This is a genomic window from Kerstersia similis (assembly GCF_965139615.1).
GTDB classification, from domain to species: domain Bacteria; phylum Pseudomonadota; class Gammaproteobacteria; order Burkholderiales; family Burkholderiaceae_B; genus Kerstersia; species Kerstersia similis.
Genome location: NZ_CBCSIQ010000040.1, coordinates 1 through 19,336, shown reverse-complemented (window position 1 = coordinate 19,336; position 19,336 = coordinate 1). Strand labels below are relative to the sequence as shown.

The 19,336-nt window shown below is 61.5% G+C and carries 14 protein-coding genes; all 14 read left to right on the top strand.

The window, feature by feature from the left end; genetic code table 11:
• Window positions 1-122 precede the first annotated feature (122 nt).
• The 14 genes from ACNA1V_RS16910 (at window position 123) to ACNA1V_RS16845 (ending at window position 18,946) form a co-directional block, all read left to right on the top strand.
• On the top strand, window positions 123-974 hold the full coding sequence (locus ACNA1V_RS16910) for a MurR/RpiR family transcriptional regulator (RefSeq protein ID WP_415834757.1): 852 nt from the start codon (window positions 123-125) through the stop codon (window positions 972-974).
• Between the two features lie 44 nt (window positions 975-1,018).
• A complete protein-coding gene (locus tag ACNA1V_RS16905) occupies window positions 1,019-2,257 on the top strand; it encodes a diaminopropionate ammonia-lyase (RefSeq protein ID WP_415834756.1) in 1,239 nt (412 codons plus the stop codon).
• Window positions 2,254-3,495, top strand: coding sequence for a M20 family metallo-hydrolase (locus ACNA1V_RS16900; RefSeq protein ID WP_415834755.1), 1,242 nt, complete (start codon window positions 2,254-2,256; stop codon window positions 3,493-3,495). Before ACNA1V_RS16905 ends, ACNA1V_RS16900 begins: the two co-directional genes overlap by 4 nt.
• 35 nt (window positions 3,496-3,530) lie before the next feature.
• On the top strand, window positions 3,531-4,475 hold the full coding sequence (locus ACNA1V_RS16895; protein ID WP_415834754.1) for an N-carbamoyl-D-amino-acid hydrolase: 945 nt from the start codon (window positions 3,531-3,533) through the stop codon (window positions 4,473-4,475).
• 146 nt (window positions 4,476-4,621) lie between these two features.
• Complete coding sequence (locus tag ACNA1V_RS16890) at window positions 4,622-5,953, top strand: MFS transporter (RefSeq protein WP_415834753.1); 1,332 nt, start codon at window positions 4,622-4,624, stop codon at window positions 5,951-5,953.
• Between the two features lie 58 nt (window positions 5,954-6,011).
• Window positions 6,012-7,160 (top strand): YgeY family selenium metabolism-linked hydrolase, encoded by a 1,149-nt coding sequence (locus tag ACNA1V_RS16885; protein WP_415834752.1) that lies wholly within the window; start codon window positions 6,012-6,014, stop codon window positions 7,158-7,160.
• Window positions 7,161-7,274: 114 nt separating this feature from the next.
• Window positions 7,275-8,837: a polyphosphate:AMP phosphotransferase gene (pap, locus tag ACNA1V_RS16880; protein WP_415834751.1), complete on the top strand. Its 1,563-nt coding sequence runs from the start codon at window positions 7,275-7,277 to the stop codon at window positions 8,835-8,837.
• A gap of 21 nt (window positions 8,838-8,858) precedes the next feature.
• On the top strand, window positions 8,859-9,299 hold the full coding sequence (locus ACNA1V_RS16875) for an HIT family protein (RefSeq protein ID WP_415834750.1): 441 nt from the start codon (window positions 8,859-8,861) through the stop codon (window positions 9,297-9,299).
• A gap of 167 nt (window positions 9,300-9,466) precedes the next feature.
• Window positions 9,467-9,970, top strand: a complete 504-nt coding sequence (locus ACNA1V_RS16870; RefSeq protein ID WP_415834749.1) for an RNA polymerase sigma factor — start codon at window positions 9,467-9,469, stop codon at window positions 9,968-9,970.
• Window positions 9,960-11,048: a FecR family protein gene (locus ACNA1V_RS16865; RefSeq protein ID WP_415834748.1), complete on the top strand. Its 1,089-nt coding sequence runs from the start codon at window positions 9,960-9,962 to the stop codon at window positions 11,046-11,048. Before ACNA1V_RS16870 ends, ACNA1V_RS16865 begins: the two co-directional genes overlap by 11 nt.
• A 164-nt stretch (window positions 11,049-11,212) precedes the next feature.
• Window positions 11,213-13,825: a TonB-dependent siderophore receptor gene (locus tag ACNA1V_RS16860; protein ID WP_415834747.1), complete on the top strand. Its 2,613-nt coding sequence runs from the start codon at window positions 11,213-11,215 to the stop codon at window positions 13,823-13,825.
• Window positions 13,826-13,839: 14 nt separating this feature from the next.
• Window positions 13,840-15,756 carry a hypothetical protein gene (locus tag ACNA1V_RS16855; protein WP_415834746.1) on the top strand — a complete coding sequence of 639 codons (1,917 nt, stop codon included), beginning with the start codon at window positions 13,840-13,842 and terminating at the stop codon, window positions 15,754-15,756.
• Window positions 15,757-15,891: 135 nt separating this feature from the next.
• The gene (locus ACNA1V_RS16850; protein ID WP_415834745.1) at window positions 15,892-17,817 is read left to right on the top strand and encodes a hypothetical protein; all 1,926 of its coding nucleotides are present in this window, start codon (window positions 15,892-15,894) and stop codon (window positions 17,815-17,817) included.
• Window positions 17,818-18,157: 340 nt separating this feature from the next.
• Window positions 18,158-18,946 carry a factor H binding protein domain-containing protein gene (locus ACNA1V_RS16845; RefSeq protein WP_415834744.1) on the top strand — a complete coding sequence of 263 codons (789 nt, stop codon included), beginning with the start codon at window positions 18,158-18,160 and terminating at the stop codon, window positions 18,944-18,946.
• Window positions 18,947-19,336: the final 390 nt, after the last annotated feature.

The window sequence follows — 19,336 nt, the reverse complement described above, 5'->3', positions numbered from 1 at the left end:
ACTTCGCACTGCCCCTGCCCCCCCTGGGAGAACTCCCTACTCGCACCCGCTCAATTTTTATTGACACCATAGTTTCATAAAACTATTCTACTGAAACTTAAGTTTCATTTGAGTAGGACGACATGAGCTCCACCACTTTGCAGGAACGCATCCTGGCCTTGCAGGATACCTTTACCGATAGCGAACAACGGCTGGCCCATGTCACGCTGGAGTGCCTGGGAAATATCGCCGCGTGGTCCGGTGCGGATCTGGCCAAGAAAGCCGGCGTCTCCAAGGCCACCGCCAGCCGTTTTTTCCGGCGCCTGGGCTATGAAAACTTCAACGATATCCGTGCCCAGGCCCGCGACGAAGCCGAGCGCGGTTCCCCGCTGTATGAAATGGCGGGCGTCCGTCCGCCCGATGCATCCGGCGATGCCCTGGCCGCCCATCTGGCGACCGACCTGCAAAACCTGGCGCAAACCTTTGAACGCCTGGACGGCCGGGATGTTGAAACCACAGTTTCATTGCTGGCACATTCTCGCCGGGTCTGGATCGCCGGTTTCCGCAATGGCCGCGTCCTGGCGCAATACGCCTGGGCCCTGCTGACCCAGGTGCGCGACGGCGTCGCGCTGGCGCCCGGTGCCGGCCTGAACCTGGCAGAGGACCTGGCCGACATGGGGCCGGAGGATGTCCTGCTGGTCATGGACTTCCGGCGCCGCGTCACCCTGCTCAAACCGGTGGTCGAACATGCCAGCCGCGTCGGCGCGCGCGTCATCGTCCTGACCGACCCGACGGCAACGGAGCTGCCGGCACGCGCCGATGTGGTGCTGCGCTGCGTCAACCGCAGCCCGGCCGTCTTTGATTCCTACATCGCCGCCATGAGCCTCATCAACCACCTGTGCTCAGTCTTGACCGTTGCGCTGGGCGACGCCGCCCGCCAACGCCTGCAAACCATCGAGTCCCTGCATGACCTGTACGGCGACCTGCATCGCTGACACAGCCCCACACGCAAACAGACACCAATAACAAGGAGATTCTCATGTCCACCATCCTACCCAACGCCCGCCTGCACTGGATTCGCAACGTGGCTTTTGCACCAGACGCGCCGTATGGCCCCACGCAACAGGCCATTCTGGGCGGCACGGCCTTCGAACAGGCCAACGAGCAAATCCGCCGCTGGCCCGGCTACGCCGCCACGCCGCTGCGCAATCTTGCCGGTCTCGCCAGCGCCGCCGGCGTGCAGCAAATTCTCTACAAACAGGAAGCGCACCGCTTCGGCCTGGGCAGTTTCAAGGCGCTGGGCGGTGCCTATGCGGTCAGCCGCCTGCTGCTGCGCGAACTGAACCAGCGCCTGAACAGAACCGACCTGGGCATAGAGGACCTACTGTCGGGCCGCTATCGCGACCTGACGCAACACATGACCGTCACCTGCGCCACGGACGGCAATCATGGCCGTTCCGTCGCCTGGGGCGCGGAGCGCTTCGGCTGCCAATGCGTCATCTATATCCATGCCACCGTCAGTGAAGGCCGCAAGGCTGCCATCGAAAGCTATGGCGCGCAGGTGGTGCGTACGCCCGGCAACTATGACGACTCCGTCCGCCAGGCGGCAGAAGATGCCGATCGGCTGGGCCGCTTCGTCGTCTCGGACACCTCCTACCCTGGCTATATGGATGTCCCCAAGGATGTCATGCAGGGCTATGGCGTCATGGCGGAAGAAGCCTTGCAGCAACTGGCCCGGACGGACGCCGCCCTGCCTACCCATGTTTTCCTGCAAGGCGGTGTCGGTGGCCTGGCCGCCGCTGTCTGCGCACATTTCTGGGAGCGCCTGGGCACACGCCGGCCGCGCTTTGTGGTGGTCGAACCCGACAAGGCGGCCTGCCTTTATGAAAGCGCCAAGGCAGGTCATCCGGTTGCCGTGCACGGCGAGCTTGATACCGTCATGGCCGGCCTGGCTTGCGGCGAAGTTTCCCTGCTGGCCTGGGAAATTCTGAAGCCCGGCGTGCAGGCATTCCTGACCGTCGATGACGCCGCCGCGCTCGATACCGTCCGCCTGCTGGCCGATAGCCCCTACGGCGATGCCCCCCTGGTAGCGGGAGAATCCGCCGTGGCCGGCCTGGCTGGCGCCCTGGCCGCGCTGGCAGACCCTGGCGCTCGCGCGGCGCTAGGCCTGGACACAGACAGCCGCATCCTGCTGTTCGGCAGCGAAGGCGCTACCGACCCCGTGCTGTATGAACAAATCGTCGGCCGCAAGCCCGAGGAAATCGGAGAACCCGCATGACGCAGCCTGCTCCCCACGCTCGCATCAAGCTGCCACGCCTGCTGGATCGCATCGCGGCACTGGGCCAGGTCGGCGCCATTGCAGGCGGTGGCGTCTGCCGCCTGGCCCTCACGGACGAAGATCGCCAGGGCCGCGACCTGGTCACCGGCTGGATGCGTGAACTGGGCCTGGAAATCACCGTGGATGCCATCGGCAATGTCACAGGCCTGCGGCGCGGGCTGGAAGATGGCCCGCCCGTCATGACCGGCTCGCACATCGACACGGTACGCACCGGCGGCCGTTACGACGGCAATCTCGGCGTCCTGGCCGGGCTGGAAGTCGTGGCCGCGCTCAATGATGCCGGCATACAGACACGCCGGCCATTGGCCGTCACTTTCTTCACCAATGAAGAGGGCTCGCGCTTTGCCCCCGATATGATGGGCAGCCTGGTTTATCAGGGCGGTCTGCCACTGCAACAGGCGCTCGACACCGTCGGCATAGACGGCACGACCGTCGGCGACAACCTGCGCCGCATCGGCTACGACGGCCCTGCACCGGTAGGCGGCAATCAGGTGCATGCCTTTGTCGAACTGCACATCGAACAGGGCCCGCTGCTGGAGCATGAGCGCACGACCATCGGCGCAGTCACCGGCGTGCAAGGCATTCACTGGCTGGAGTTCACGGTTGAAGGCACCTCCAACCACGCCGGCACGACCCCCATGGCGCTGCGACACGATGCAGGTCTGGTCGCCGCACGAATCGCCTGCTTTGCGCGCGATCTCACCCGCCGCATGGGCGGCGGCCAACTGGCCACAGTCGGCCATATCCAGCTGCATCCCAGCCTGATCAACGTCATCCCCAACCGCGCCACCTTTACGCTGGACCTGCGCAACACCGACGGCGCCGCCTTGCGCCAGGCCATCGCCGAATGCCTGGCATATGCCGATACGCTGGCAGCCGAAGAAGGCGTCCGGATTGCGCACCGCGTGCTGGCTGATTTTGAACCGGTCGCGTTCGACGAGCGCATCATCAGCCGCGTGGAAACCCTGGCGCGCGCCCACGGCCACAGCGTACGCCGCATGCCCAGCGGCGCCGGCCATGACGCGCAGATGCTGGCGCGCATGTGTCCGACTGGCATGATTTTCGTCCCCAGTGTGGGGGGGCTATCGCACAACGTCGCGGAGTTCACGCACGAGCAGGACATCGGCGCAGGCGCCGCCATCCTGCTCGATCTGTTGCTGGAACTGGCGCAGCACTGATTCTTCCCCAAAAACAATCACAAGGAACCACCACCATGTCACGCATCGTCAATGTCGCCGCCGCCCAGCTGGGCCCCATCCACCGTACCGACAGCCGCCGCGCCGTCGTCGCCCGGCTCGTCGAGCACCTGCGCAATGCTCATGCCATGGGCTGCCAGCTGGTCGTCTTCCCCGAACTCGCGCTGACCACTTTCTTCCCCCGCTGGTATGTGGAAGACCAGGCAGAAATGGATGCCTACTACGAAGCTGAAATGCCCGGCCCGGAAACCCGCATTCTGTTCGAGACGGCCGCCCAGCTGCGTATCGGCTTCTATCTCGGCTATGCCGAGCTGGCCATGGAAAATGGCGTCAAGCACCGCTACAACACTTCCATCCTGGTCGATCAAAGCGGCAAGATCATCGGCAAGTACCGCAAGGTGCATCTGCCCGGCCACGCCCAGAACGAACCCTGGCGCGCCTTCCAGCACCTGGAAAAGTACTACTTCGAACCCGGCTCGTCTTTTGATGTCTGGCGCGGTTTTGGCGGCATCATGGGCATGGCGCTGTGCAACGACAGGCGCTGGTCCGAGACCTACCGTGTCATGGGCCTGCAAGGCGTGGAAATGATCATGATGGGCTACAACACCCCGGTGCACAACCCGCCCGCCCCCGAACACGATGACCTGTCCATGTTCCACAACCAGCTGGTCATGCAGGCCGGTGCGTACCAGAACGGCACCTGGGTCGTCGGCGTCGCCAAGGCCGGCAATGAGGAAGGCTGCGAAATGATCGGCGGCAGCTGCATCATCGCGCCATCCGGCGAAATCGTTGCCGCCTGCTCGACCAAGGGCGACGAACTGGCCATTGCGCGCTGCGACCTGGATCTGTGCCGTTCCTACAAAACCACCACCTTCAACTTCGAACGCCACCGCCGTCCCGAGGCCTACGGCCTCATCACCGAACGGCGCGGCGCCATCGAACCGGAGGCGCTGCCCGCCTGAATGACGTCTGACAGCCTGCCCGCCCGGCTTTGAGGAGGGCCTGCCGGGCAGGCCCAGGTTCCCCCGAAAAACAAAACAGGCATGCGGCCATTTCGGCACGCAGGGGGACGTTTTGCCTGAAAAAACACAAACACCAAGGAGACAACATGGATCAATCACTGGGAGGCGCCGCAACGCCTGGCCTTGCCGCCGCAACAGACACCGGCGCCGCCAAGGATAACGCGCTCTATCGCAAGGTTGCCTGGCGCCTGCTGCCATTCCTGATGGCCTGCTATATCGCTGCCTTTCTCGACCGCGTCAACGTCGGTTTTGCCAAGCTGCAGATGCTCGACGACCTGCAGTTCAGCGAAGCCGTCTATGGGCTGGGCGCGGGGATATTCTTCATCGGCTATTTTCTTTTCGAGGTTCCCAGCAACGTCCTGATGCACCGCATCGGCGCCAAGAAAACCCTGGCCCGGATCATGGTGCTCTGGGGGCTGATCTCGGCCGCCATGGCGCTCACCCAGACCCCTACCCAGTTCTACATCCTGCGCTTTCTGCTGGGCGCTGCTGAGGCCGGTTTCTATCCCGGCATCATCCTCTACCTGACCTACTGGTTCCCCTCGCATCGCCGCGGCCAGATCGTTGCGGTATTCATGACCGCCGTCCCCTTTGCCGGCATCCTGGGTGGCCCACTCTCAGGCTGGATCATGGAATCCTTCCATGGCACGCACAGCCTGTCCGGCTGGCAATGGATGTTCATCATCGAAGCCATCCCTTCGGTGCTGCTCGGCCTGGCCGTGCTCTGGTACCTGGATAACCGCATCGACGACGCCCGCTGGCTGAGCCCCGAGGAAAAGGCCCGCCTGAACGCCAACCTGAGCGCCGAACGCGCCACCAAGACCGAACACGTCTCGCTGCTGCGGCTGTTCCGCGACCGCCGTGTCGTGCACATGGCGCTGATCTGCTACTGCACGGTCTCCAGCCTGTCCGGCCTGGCCTTCTGGATCCCGTCCGTCATTCGCTCCACGGGCGTCAGCTCCTTGCTGGATGTCGGCCTGCTGACTGCCGTGCCCAACATCTGCGCCGTGGTGTCGATGATCCTGGTGTGCCGCCATTCCGACCGCAGCCGCGAACGCCGCTGGCACATGATCTTTCCTTTCCTGATTGGCGGCACCGGACTGGCGCTCAGTACGCTGTTCAGCCACAACCCGATGCTGGCTGTCGCGATGCTGTCCATTGCCGCTGCTGGCTGCATGGTCTGCTCGCCGCTGTTCTGGAGCCTGCCCACGGCCTTTCTCGATGGCAAAAGCGCCGCGGCGGGCATCGCAGGCATCAACTCCTTTGCCGGCCTGGCCGCGTTTGTCAGCCCGTATGTCATCGGCTGGATCAAGGAGCTGACCGGCTCCACCGATGGCGGCATGTACTTCCTCGCCAGCTTTACGGTGCTGGGGGCCATTCTGGTTTACCGCGTACCGCGTGAGCTGGTGAACCGCTGATTCCTTCAACCCCGGCGCGGGCGGCCCCGCCCGCGCCACTGCAACAATGGATACCATAATGGACATGGACGTCGTAGCCCTGACCCAAGCCATGGTCAGAATTCCCAGCCTGTCCGGCCAGGAGGCCGGCATGGCGCGCCTGATGGCCGACACCATGCGCGCCGCCGGCTTCGATGAAGTGCATACCGATGCCAACGGCTCCGTGCTGGGCATTGTCGGCCCCGCAGGCACCGACATCGCCCTGCTGTTCGATGGCCACATGGACGTCGTGCCAGTCACCGGCGACTGGCGTTTCGACCCCTTCGGCGGCGAAATCCATGACGGCCGCCTGTACGGACGCGGCAGCACCGACATGAAAGGTGGTGTCGCCGCGGCCATCTGCGGCGTCGCCCAGGCGGCGCGGCAAGGGCTCAGGCAGCGCGTGGCGGTGTCCGCCAGCGTGCTGGAAGAAGTCATTGAAGGACACGCCCTGGCCCCGGTGCTGGATGCCTGCCAGCCGGGCGCCGTCGTCATCTGCGAACCCTCGAAGCTGCAGATACGCGCCGGGCAAAAGGGCCGCGTGGAAATCCTGCTGCGCTTTCACGGCAAGCCGGCCCACGCCGCCAACCCCCACATGGGAATCAACCCGCTGCATGCCGCGGCGCGGGCGCTCACGGCGCTGGAAAGCCTGCCGCTGCCGCAGGACCCGGTGCTAGGCCCGGCGCTGCTGGTACCCACGGATATCATTTCCGACCCATATCCGTCGATTTCGATGATTCCGCTCAGCGCCACCCTGCGCTTCGACCGGCGCACTATCGTCGGTGAAAGCCTGGATGATGTCCTCGGGCAGATCCGCGCCCACCTCCAGCGGCATGGCCTGGAGAATTTCACGCTACAGGTCAGCGAAGACCTCGTCTCCACCTTTACCGGCTGCCACGCCACCCCGCCCCGCTGGCTGCCCGCCTGGCGTTGCGAGGCTGACTCCAGCCTGCTGCGCCTGACGCGTGAAGCCGTCCGCCAGGCCGGCCGCGAACCCATCGTGGGCAGCTGGCCATTCTGCACCAATGGTTCCGAATCCGCAGGCAGGCGCGGCATTCCCACCATCGGCCTGGGCCCGGGCAACGAAGAAGACGCGCACATCATCGACGAATCCATCGCCCTGGAACAGCTGCATGGCGCCACCGCCATCTACGCCCGCATGGTGCGCCTGATGTGCGGCCAGCCCTGATGCCATGAAACCGGCGGCAGCCCGCCGCCCTTCTGCCTGCCAGGGATGCGAGCCTCTGGCACGTACGCCCCGGGTCTGTTAGCCTGAAAACTAAACACACTCCGGGGAATATCCATGGGCAACAACAGTCAGAAAACCGCCAGCCTGCCAACTGCGGCCGAACTTCTGGAGAACGTTCCACGCGCCTACACCCGCGGCGCCGACGATCTGTTTTCCGTCGCCGAATCTGACCCCAGCTTGTCCAAGGCCATCGCCAAGGAGCGCGAGGCCAAACTGCGCACCAGTCTGATCCAAGCGCAATATGACCGCCTGCAGGAAAACCAGCGCTCACTGCTCATCGTCGTCACCGGACTCGACGGTGTCGGCAAGGGCGCAGCCATCAATCAGCTCAATGAGTGGATGGATCCACGCCACATCAGCACCATCGCATTTGGCGACCCTACCCCGGAGCAGGCCATGCGCCCGCCACTGTGGCGCTACTGGAACGCCCTGCCGACGCGCGGCCGCACCGGGATCGTCTTCGGCTCCTGGTACGAAGCGCATTTGCGGCAATACGCGCACAGCGACATGACCTCGGCGGATCTGCTGCGCGGCATCCGTGAAATCCGCGCCTTCGAAGCCTTGCTCGCCGCCGAAGGCGTGCAAATCATCAAGCTCTGGTTCCACATGTCGCGCGACGCGCAAAGCGCACGCACGCAGCACCTGCTGTCCAACAAGATGACGGCCTGGGAGGTCACGGAAACCGACAAGCAAGTGGCCGAGAACTTCAAGGCCATCCGCGACATCGGCGCCGCAGCCATTGAGGCAACGCAGACGCCCTATGCGCCCTGGCATATCATTCCCAGCGCCGACGAAAAGGTACGCGCCATCGAAACCGCCAGCATCGTGCTCAAGGCCCTGCAAGCGCCGCCGCGCAAACGCGTCGCGCCGCCTGAAGACGCATCAGTCCCGTGCAAGCGCCCCGTCACGCTGGATCTCCCTACCGACACCCCGCGCCTTTCGCGCAAGCAATACAAAAAAGCGCTACTCAAATGGCAAGCCCGCCTGGGCCGCCTGGTACGCGAAGCCGCCTTTGGCAAACGCAGCCTGGTGCTCGCGCTGGAAGGCATGGATGCCTCTGGCAAAGGTGGCTCCATCCGCCGCGTCACCCGCGCACTGGATGCACGCAGCTATGAAGTGGTGCCCATCAGTGCGCCCACGGATGATGAACTGGCGCACCCCTACCTCTGGCGTTTCTGGCGGCACGTTCCCAGCCATGGCCGCACCACGGTCTTCGACCGCACCTGGTACGGCCGCGTCCTGGTAGAACGGGTGGAAGGGCTGATCAACGACTCCACGCGCCGCCGGGCCTACTCGGAAATCAACGACTTCGAGCGCCAGCTGCACGAGAATGGCACGATCGTCATCAAAGTGTGGCTGTCCGTCAGCCGTGACGAACAGCTGCGCCGCTTCCATGAGCGCGAACACAACCCGGCCAAACGCTACAAAATCACGCCGGACGACTGGCGCAACCGCAAGCGCTGGCCGCAATATGAAAAAGCCGCCAGGGACATGCTGCAACTCACACACACCGAGCATGCACCTTGGTGCGTCCTACCTGCCAACGATAAACGCCAGGCGCGCGTTGCGCTGCTGCAGCACATCGTCACCGTGCTGGAAAAAGCACTCAAAAGCTGATCTGCCCACTACCCGCCACTTATGAACCCGACCCCTTCCGCGCCCGCCTGCCCGCTGTGCCAATCCGCAGGCGGCTCGCTCCTCTGGCAAAACGACGATCTGCGCGTCATCGAAGTCGAAATGCCCGGCTACCCTGGCTACATGCGAGTCATATGGAATCCGCACATCGCCGAAATGAGTGATCTGACCGATGCCCAGCGTGCGCGCTTGATGGACATCGTCATCCGTGTCGAACGCATCCTGCGCGAAACGCTGGCGCCAGACAAAATCAACCTGGCGGCACTGGGCAACATGGTGCCGCATCTGCACTGGCACATCATCCCGCGCTGGCGCGACGACCCGCACTTTCCCGATGCCATCTGGGCCACGCCACACCGCGAACCTGACCCGCAAAAAGAAACCGACCGCCGTGAAAAGCTGGCAGCCTGCCGCCAGGCAGTGATGGCGGCGCTAACGCGGTAACTCGGCCTGGCCCGCCATTCCGCCGCGATGTGCATCGTGAAAATCTCTTTAGATTAATGGCATATAATGCCAACAAACGAAATTGATTCTTCTTTTCATCCTTGGGCGGCAGCGGTAACTCGTCATCAAGCCTGAAGTCTGTCACGTGTCACGGTGCCATAAATCTCATGGTTGATGCTGTACTTCGTTATTATCAAGAGCTGCGGCGATTTCTGCTGCGCCAAGGCGAAGACGTCCATACCGTCGATGATATTGCCCAGGAAAGCGTCACCCGCATCCTACATGCCTCCCAGACCGGCACCGAAGTCCGCAACCCCCGCAGCCTCTTGTACCAGGTCGCCCGCAACCTGCTGACGGATAATGCCCGCCGCCGCCAGGTACGTGCGGAAGAACCGCTGGAAAACTGGCAAACGGAAGAACTGCCGGCACACTGGACGCAACAGGAAGAACCCGGCACGATACTGGAACGCAAACGCGCGGCAGAGATCTATATCAAAACCATCCGGTCGCTACCGCCACGTTGCCAGGAAGCCTTCCGGATGCACTTGTACGACGGTCTTTCCAACGACGAAATCGCGCAACGCATGGGTATCTCCAGCAGCATGGTAAAAAAACACATTTTGCGCGCCATGATGGCTTGCAAAGCATGCAGGGATCAGCATGAGCCGTGACCCTGGCCAGACCCCGACCACGGCTGGCGATATCGACGATATCGCCGCTGACTGGCTGCTACAAAGCAGACAACCGGATTTCAGCCCTGCCCAGGCGCAGGCATTGGCTGACTGGCTGAACGCTGCCCCTGAACACCGGGCAGCCTACAACAACCTGGCAACCATGATGCAGGCGCTGCGCCAGATCCCCCGCAAGCACCTCGAATCCCCGCCACAGGCGCAGCGTCACCCAGACCGTCGCAACGGGCAGAAAACCAGAATGCGCCGGTTGCGCCAACGCTTCCTGCCGGCAACGCGCCCCTGGCAACCCGCCAGGCGGCCGGTATTCGCCTGTATGGCATTCTCTTTTCTGCTCACTGCCACGGCAGGCTATATCTGGCATCAGTATGAGTACCCGCAATTTCAGGCCAGCTATGCCACGGCAGTCGGCGAACAGGAGCGTATCGTCCTGCCCGATGGCAGCATCATCGTGCTGGACAGCGCAACGCGCCTGACCGCCACCACCTACGCCAGGCACAGGAAAATCGTGCTCGAAAATGGCCAGGCCTGGTTTGAGGTTGCACCGGATCCATCCCGCCCATTCACGGTTCAAACGCCGATACTGCAAGCCACGGTGCTAGGCACGCAATTCGCCGTGCGCTACAGCACCACTGGCGTGGCACCGGGACAAGCAGGCGTCGCCGTCGCATCCGGCAAAGTTGCCGTCGCACGCACCCGCGCCTGGTGGCCGGACTGGCCATGGATCAACCCCGCAGGCGCGCCCTTGACGACCGGCATGCGCGCCAGCCTGGCGCCAGGCCAAAACAGCTTCGCCTTCTCCCGCATCGCTCCGGAAAGCATTGCCAACTGGCGCCATGGCCGGATCACTTTCGAAGATACGCCGCTCAGCCAGGCGATCGAGGAATTCCAGCGCTATGCCCCCGTCCAGGTCACTGTCACCAGCACCGCTGCATCTGCGCTGCGCATCGGCGGCAGTTTCAACAGCAAGGATTTCGACAACTTTGCGCATCTGCTGCCTCGCATGTTGCCAGTGCAACTGAAGCAAACCGAGCACGGGCTGGAAATCCACAGCCGTTGACGGGCCCGGCCTGGCCGACCCGGCCGCCCCCATAAAATCGAAAATTATTTTCGATTAAAAAAAACAATCTCCCCTCCAGGTGTCCGAAAGACCCGCCTCTGCGTCTTCAACTTAAGAAAGCATAGGCGTTCTCATTTTCTTTCCGATCTACTTAGGAGAAGGGTTTGTCCTCCTTCCGGTTTTCCCTGGCCCCGGTACTCATCGCGCTGACTCTGGCCTATACCCATGACGCTCTGCAGCCGGCCTGGAGCCAGGGCAATGCAGCATCCAGCACCATTGCCCTGGATCTGGAATCCCAACCCCTGAACCGCGCCTTGAATGAACTCGCACGGCAGGCGGATATGCAGCTGATCTACACACCAGACATGCTGTCGGGGCTGCAGGCACCAGCGCTGCACGGCAACTACAGCCTACGCCAGGCACTTGATCAACTGCTGGCCGGCAGCGGCCTGAGCGGCAGCATAGACGGCGCCAACATCCTCATCCGGCGGCTGGACACCTCGCGCACCCAGGATACCGACGAAACTCGCACCCTTTCGGCCATTACCGTTGCCGGAGCCTACCTCCCGACCACGGCGGAAGAAGCTGCCACCAACTACACCGTGCGCCGTTCCAGCAATGCCACCAAACTGGACCTGAGCATCAAGGAAACACCGCAAAGCCTGAGCATCTTCACCCAGAAACAGATCGAAGACCAGAACCTGTTCCAGGTGGTGGACATCCTGAAAAACACCCCTGGCGTCTCGGTACAGGAGTTCGGCGTACCTGGCGCCGGCCGCGCCACTTTCTATTCGCGCGGCTACGCCATCAACAACTTCCAGATCGACGGCATGCCCACCACCGCGAGCATGTTCGGTGGCGCCGACATGCTGGCCAGCATGGATACCGCCCTGTATGAACGCGTTGAAATCATCCGAGGTTCAACCGGGCTGACCACCGGCACCGGTGACCCGTCGGCCAGCATCAACTTCGTGCGCAAGCGCCCTGGCTACGAACCGCTACGCCAGGTCAGCCTGAGCTATGGCACATACGCCAAGCGCCGCGCCGAAGTTGACCTGTCGCAACCCTTCAATGAGTCTGGCAGCTTCAGAGGCCGCATGGTCGCCGTCGCTGCGGAAGGAAATCACTGGATGGAGCGCGTCCATGAAAAGACACGCATGTTCTACGGCATCCTCGAGGCCGACCTGTCCGAGGACACCACGGTTTCGGCCGGGTTCACCGGCTTCGGCAAGCACGTTGACGATGCCACGCCGCACGGCTCGTCGATGCGCACGGATACCGACAGTGTCTATGAACTGTTCCGCGACAAAGGGCGGCACTTCAACTCGGCTACGCAATGGTCCTATGCCAAGCAGGACACTCGCCAATGGTTCGTCGATGCCCGCCATCATTTCAATGACGACTGGAAACTGAACGCATCCTACCAGCACACCTCATCCTCGCCTGACCGGGTGTACGGCATGATAGGCGTGAACTACTACAACCCGGTCAACAATGCGGCCAGCCTGAGCTACGGCCGCATCAATACCGACAATACGCTGCACAACCTGGATGTCACCCTGCTGGGCAAGTTCCAGCTGTTTGGCCGCGACGCCCAGCTGGCCGTCGGCTTCAATGGATACAAGGGCAAGGTCGTCAACCCGAGCTGGTTCACGGAGGACCGGAACTGGTACTGCAACCAGTCCGACTCCATCAACCTGGACGACTGGAACAACGGTGGTATCGCCCTGCCCAAGTGCCGAGGCAACTATCTGGTTGACCTGCACGGCCCCATCTATGAAAACCATGAAAAGCAATACGGCGCCTTCCTCAGCACCAAGATACAGCCGCTGGAGCGCGTTTCACTCATCCTGGGTGCGCGCGTGCACAAGTATGCCCTGGACGTCAAAGGCTATACCGCAGACGGCAGCGCCGGGCTCGACAACTATCCGCAAAGCATTCATTACCCCAGGCGCTTCATTCCATATGCCGGCCTGATCTACGAACTGACCCCGGTGACCTCTGCCTATCTCAGCTACACCGGCATTTATAAAACCCAACAGGTTGTCCGCGGCGTCACCCAGAAGGAAATCGAAGACGGCGTACGCTTCCGCCTGATGCCGCCACGCGAAGGCAATACCGTGGAACTCGGCGTCAAAAGCGCGCTGTTCGACGACAACCTGAACCTGCAGGCCGCCCTGTTCCGCATGCACGAACGGAACGTGCCCTACATTTACCAGACGGTAATCTCGAACGGCGACCCGGCGCGCCTGTCCTGCCGCAACCCCTACAGTGCCAACGGCGACTGCACGCCGGTGGAAGCGACCGACGGCCCCACGCTGAGCGGGCTGGAGCTGTCCATTGCTGGACAGCTCAGCGAGCGCTGGATGATCAATGGCGGCTACGCCTACCTGCACCTGAAGTCATACGACTACCAAACCTACGTGCCGCCGTCCTACGACGACGTCATGACCAGCTACGACTTCAACCGTCCCAAACACACCTTCAGTCTATTCACCAGCTACAAGCTGACCGACAGCCTCACGCTGGGCGGAGGCGTCCGCTGGAAAAGCCACACCTGGCAGCAGACATACAACGACTACTCCGGCAAGGTTTACAACTTCTCGCAAGGCAGCTATGCCGTCTGGGACCTGATGGCGCGCTACGACCTGAACAAGCACGCCACGCTGGGCTTCAACATCGGCAACCTGTTCGACAAGGTCTATTTCGCCAACAACGCCTCCAGCTACTACGGCTCGCCGCGCAATGTCTCGGCGTCGCTCAACCTCAAATTCTGAACGCACCGGAAAGCATGACAGTGAAATCCTCTTTCGTTCCCCATCTTGTTGCCAGTGTCTGCATCGGCACCACATTAGCTGCCTGCGTCGGTGGCGACGGTGACAGCGCCTGGCGCTCGGACAACAATGGTGGCCCGGGTGACGACACCTCCGGCACCCAGGAATGCAACCTGACGGCTGCGGGCGACGGCCTGACCCTGAAAATCTGCAACTTGCCCACAGGCAGCAGACTCCCCATCCTACACACCAGCGGCGAGACGCAGAACACGCTCGCCGTTGAGGGCAGCAGCGCCGACGCCCAGACCTTGAACGTGCGCGCCCAGGGCGGTGATGTGCTGAAACTGGAACCGGTCATCGTCGGCGCGCCACAGCAATACCTGGTGCAATGCGCCTTCACCAGCTATGGCAACAACGGCAGCCTTCAAAAAGATGGCAGCCTGCTGCTCAAGGAAGGCTTCGAGACCGCCACGCAGACCGTGCGTTGCGGACGCGTGCGGCTACTACGTACCCAATATGCCCCTGGAGCCGGCGGCCCGAATATCGGCTATATCCTGCGCCTTAACCTGGACACCGCCCAGGCTGCCTGGCTGCGCGACAGCCAGGGCAACCAGATGACAAGCAAGGACTTCTCGCTTGGCGCCATGTCCCGCTTTGCTGGCGGCAAACAGATTCTGAATTTCACCGACCCGGTCTCCGGGGAAACGGGCATCGGCACAACATCAGGTCAAGACGGTGACCAACAATTGCTGACCTTTACTGCCCGTGATGGTAGCAAGACCAGAACGCACTCTGAATTCTGGGATATCTGGCAAGGGGGTACGCTGTATTCGTCCTCAGGCTTTCAACGCGGCAGCAACCCGGAATGGCTGCATTTCAGTTACCGGCCATATGAAAGCTGGCAAACGGACGGCACAGACGCCGGCAGCCAATTCAGTACCGTGTTCGAACCAGAGCAGGATATCGTCAGCTACCAAGTCGCCGGAGACCAGCTCTGGTACACCGTGCGTACCGAAGCGGCGGATGGCAAAGGTGTCCTGTCCTACTACGGTAAAGACCTTGCCACAGGCACCATTACGGAACTCCCGGCGCTTGCTGGCGTAAGCTTCAATACGTCGTGGGACAACACCATTGGCGGCAAACTCGTTTACGGAAAATATACCAGTAGCGGCAAGCTATACCGCCTTTACTCGACAGACGGCACGGAGAGCGGCACGCAAACCTTGATCGACCAGGTCATCGCAAGTAGCGCCAACAACGCCCAGTTGTTCACCCAGTTCGGCAATTACCTCTACTTCAAATTCGACAAAAGCCAGCTGTGGCGCACCGACGGTACACCCAGCGGCACCGAAATGGTCTTCGATTTGAAGACATACGCCAACTACGCGCAGGCGGAAATTGCCGACATCGCCGCCACTGACGAATTTCTGGCCTTCAGCGCCACGATCGACAATCAGTCAGGCTTTCCCATTCGAGCGCTATACCGTAGCGACGGCACCAATCACGGCACAAAATTCATTGCAAACCCGGCAACCGTTATGCCCAACACACGCAATGACAGGGGCAGCGGCGATAGCGCCAAGCTGTTTGTCGTGGGTAACCGTATCGTCTTTGGAGATGACGCATCCAACTACACGCGTATGACCAATCATCTCTGGAGCACCGACGGCACGGAAGAAGGCACTGTGCGCCTGTTCCCGAACGCTGAGGTCAGCTTCACCTACACGGCAGCGGAATGCCAACTGTCTTGCAGCACATCCGGTGGTATCGCCGTCTTCAACGACCGCCTGTTGATCCGGGCACGCAACCTTCTGACCACCGACACTGGCGACGCATACCACGTGTTTTTCTGGGTTAGCGATGGCACACCTGATGGCACGGTTGCCGTCTCGGACACGGCAGGCAACCGTTTCAGCTATGCCTCGTATTACTGACATGGCGGATAGTTAATTCCATTTTTTTAAATCCACTATCTCCAACCGGTGGCCACAGCGCAGGCCATCGACTGGCCTCTGCCCTTCACCGTTCGGGCAGACATTCCTTTTCCATCCTTCACCGGAGCGATTTCCATGAGTAAATTCCTCTCGACTGGCCTGCCTCGGCTGGCTCCCTACACGCTGGCCATTCTGCTGGCCGCCTGCGGTGGCGGCAGCAGTGGCAGCGACAACGGCGGCACCAACGATGGTGATGGCGACAACGGCGGTAGCACGCCGGAACCTGTGACCGCTTCCCTTTCCGTATCAGTCAGCCAATTGCCGGTCGGCGCCAGCATGACGCTGCAACAGCTTGCTGGCGAGGAAGTTATTGCCACCGAATCCTTCAACACCACGGCCACCAGAAAGCTGGCCCATACCAGCAGTGGCAGCATCCTGCGGATCACCAGCGTCCAGCCGGCACAACCGCAACGCTATCTGCTGCAATGCCAGTTTGCCGATACCGGGCTGGGCTCCGTACACGAAGACGGCAGCCTGACGCTGAACGCACTGCCCGCCACAGACAACGTCATCGACATACGCTGCAGCCAAGTGCAATTGGTACGCGACTGGAAAGCAGACGGCGGACGCCCCACCGGCTTTCGCCAGGCGCTCGTCGGTTATCTATCCATAGATACCGACAACGCAACGGCGCAATGGCTCAAGGATGCACAAGGCCATGAAGTCATGTTCGGCAGCACTGGTGCGACCGGCCTGCAAACCGTCCCTGTCACGGATTACTTCCAGGGCAAGGCCTATTTTGCCGCAACGGATGAAGCGCATGGCCGCGAGCTCTGGTCATCCGACGGCTCACCTGCTCAGACCCGATTGGCCGCCGATTTTGCTGCAGGCTCGGGCTCATCCGATTTCCGAATCACGAATATCTGGAACGACAGGATCTGGGTGTACACCATTGCCACACAGGCGCTGGAATCCAGGAATGGCACCGACTTTGATGCCGTGACAATGAAAAATGACACCGGCAAGACATTGGCACCATTCTGCAGTTACATCCCTTCGAGCTGCGAGATTGCTGGCAATACCTTCATCTATGTCAGCAGCAAGCTATACGCTAACAAACTCAATGACAACGGCAGCCTCGACAACAGCGAAAATGCCACCTTGCTCCTGACGCCCAAGACCGACCTGGGCCCGGATTACAAGTCACTCACGTTCGTGACACGCGTAGGTGCCACAACCTACTATGGCAACTACAGTTCCATAGGGAGCAAGCCGGGAAGCTTAACCTTCCTGGGCACCACGGACGGCACGCAGGCGGGCACACCGAAAGATGCAAGCAAGCTGCTGGCACCGGCCTATGACTTGATCCCTGGCTACTATGGCAGCACCCTGGCAACACTTAAAGACGAGCTTTACTTCGTCAAGGGAACGGATGTCAAAACCCTCAAGGACAAGGCACCGCAACAACTCTACAAAACCAACGGTACGCCAGCAGGCACCATCCCGCTGACGACATTCAGCAACGGCGAACAGATCACACTGCTGACGGAAACCCCCAATGCCATCTATTTCCTGGTCAATGATCAAACCCGCAACCTGCTTCACAAAGTGGACAGCGCCGGTAAGGTCTCTGTCCTGCCGGCAGAAACAGCATCTCCCGATATCGTCCTGACCGGCGACTCCAGCGCCCCCGCCTATCTCACGCGCTCAACCCTGCATGCAGCGGGTGACCTCGTGGTATTCACCGGCACCGATGGGCACCTCTATGGATCGGACGGCAGCAAAAATGGCACCCAACGCCTGTTCCCGGACGTTGCCGGTAATAACATCGTCCCTGCTGTCGGCGCTTGCGCCTCTGCCCAATGCGCGCTGAGCAGCGTCAACACCATAGGCAACAAGGTTCTGATCACCGTACGCACCAGCACCGAAGACAGCAATACAACACAGGGCGCCAGCATCAACCAGCAATACTGGCTGACGGATGGCACGGCAGCCGGCACCCAAGCGGTCAAGGACAAGGAAAGCAGCGAAATTTTCATCCAGCACATCAAACTCTCCTGATTGCCGGACTGAGCACCACCAACTGCCCCTGCACAGGGGCAGTTTTTTATCCCCACCAAGCCTACTGCGGCCATGCGCCAGGAATAACGGCGATCAATCGCCTGCGCCAAGCGCAAGGCAGTAAGCCCGTCATCGCTCCGCTACCTAAACAATCTATTGGGACTCACTGGTGATTAACAAAAACAATGATTTTGCCAGGTGCCTGAGCCCAGCCTTCGTGCGTCTTCTATAGGACAGCCCCCCCCTGCCGGGTTCCTCTCACTAGGAAATACGATGCAAGGTTTTCTGCCGCCCTCCTGTTGTGTCCCCTCTCACCCCTCCTCACACATGGAGCAGAAACATGCAATTGCGTCAGAAAACCCTCGTTCCCGCGCTCATCGCCGCCATGCTGGCCCTGGGCAGCCAGTCTGCCCAGGCATTCGACTTCGAAAACACTGCACTGGACGACTTCACGCTCAGCAGCGCGATCTACAAGGGTTCTTTCAACTATGACAATGTGACCTACACCCCGGGCGATGGCAAGGTCTTCGATCTCACCGAACTCCCGGTCAACGACTATACCCGCATCGTCGGCACCTATAACGACGGCGGCACCAACCGCAATGCGATCTACCGCATCTACCGCCAGCAGTATTCGGCCGTGGTTGGCAACATCCTGCAGGGCGGTGCAGACCGCAGCTTTGTGCAGCAAGCCGTCGGTGAGTTCACCGATAACGGCTACCTGAACACGCTGGCAACAAGCACCACGCTGGAGTACAACGGCGTGGCCTTCAACCATATCGAAGGCACCGAAGGAACGTTCTCCTACACCATCAGCAATGACGGCACGAAGTGGGTCGGCGAAGGTTCCGTAGCCGGCATTACCGGCGCGCGTCCCACCTCCGGCAGCTTCACGATTGGCGGCGCGTTGCACCAAGCCGAAGTGAAAGTGCAAGCCGACGGAAACCTCGGTGTCTTCGAGGGCAGCACGACGCTGACCTCCAACAATGCGGATGTGCAGGCCGCCCTGGCAGGCGTCAAATACGACCTGGGCGTGTTCGGCCCCAATGCCGAAGAAGTCGCCGGCCGCCTGTACGGCCCGGCCCTGGAAGCCCTGCTGAACAACTACGGCCTGGCTGCCAAGCAATAAACCGCGTGCTGGACTAAGGTCAACACGCCTGGCCCCTCGCATTTCAGATGCATGGGGCCAGTGGTGTTGCCGCTGGCGTTGCCACTCAGTGGCGCAGCGGGTCCATGGGCACATGACTGCCCGGATATTCCCGCCCAGCCTGCATTCACCATTTTTGCTGCCAGGGGCTGCTTTGCCATTTATTCATCGTTCCCGGTTTCCCGTACTTGCGGGCCTGTTGCTGACCCTGGGGCTGACACCAGGCGTGATACCCACCGTTTTGGCGCAGCCCGTCCCCGCTGCTGGCGCACCTTCGGTAGATCTGCCCCAGGAGCCGCTGGACAACCTGCGCCAGCTGACCCCGGATTGGGAACAGCGTTATCTCCCACCTGGCCAGCAACACCCCTCCCC